We start from the raw sequence: 690 nt of genomic DNA, 5'->3' as shown, positions 1-690 counted from the left end.
GGGCGCGGCCGGGCGACGAATTCGCGCAGCGGGACGTTCACGACGAGGGCGAGGGCCGCGGCGAGCGGGGCCCAGACGAGCGCGGCGAACGATTCGACGGCGGTGGCCTCGTCCTGGTTCCGGGCACCGTGCCAGCACCACAGCACCAACAGGACGAGCGCGAGCGGAAGTCCGTACTCCGCGAGGAGGCCCACGGCCCGGTCGACCCCCTCGGGGACGTGCCGGGCAAGGCCGTTGACCTCGTACAACAGGCCGACATCCACATTCGGCCCACCACTTGTGAGTCCAGCCATGCGACGCGGCCCCTTGCCTAGGTCCCCAGCGGGCACGCTGCGCCGCGCACCCTTTTCAACCCCCGTCGATCAACCCCCGTGTCCATGGAACGCCCGTTCTGACAGGTCCGTTCCACTCTCCACCGAATGATCACTCCAACGTTATCGAAGAGTGACTCATCGTCGCAGCTCAAGGCCTTCGGTTCACGGAGAGTTGCCGGCGGCGGGGGCGGCGGGCGTGCGCTCCGGAAGGGCCTCCGCGCCGTCCTTGGTGACCCGCGTCGCACCGAAGTAGTCCGGGGTGTCGATCTTGTCGAAGCGGATGACCGCCCCGGTGAACGGCGCGTTGATCATGTAGCCGCCACCGACGTACATGCCGACGTGCCGGATATCACGGGAATTCGTCAGATCGTCGGAG

Annotated in this window: 2 pseudogenes; both read right to left on the bottom strand. The window is 68.0% G+C overall.

The annotated features are described in order from the left end of the window. Positions 1-293 (bottom strand): annotated as a pseudogene (locus G3I71_RS45300) (hypothetical protein); the annotation flags it as partial. Positions 294-476: 183 nt separating this feature from the next. Continuing rightward, positions 477-690 (bottom strand): annotated as a pseudogene (locus G3I71_RS45295) (peptidase P60); the annotation flags it as partial.

It is taken from the genome of Streptomyces sp. SID12501, assembly GCF_010550245.1.
Lineage (GTDB): Bacteria > Actinomycetota > Actinomycetes > Streptomycetales > Streptomycetaceae > Streptomyces.
Note: the sequence above shows the minus strand (reverse complement) of the source record. Positions and strands in the feature narration are given on the sequence as shown.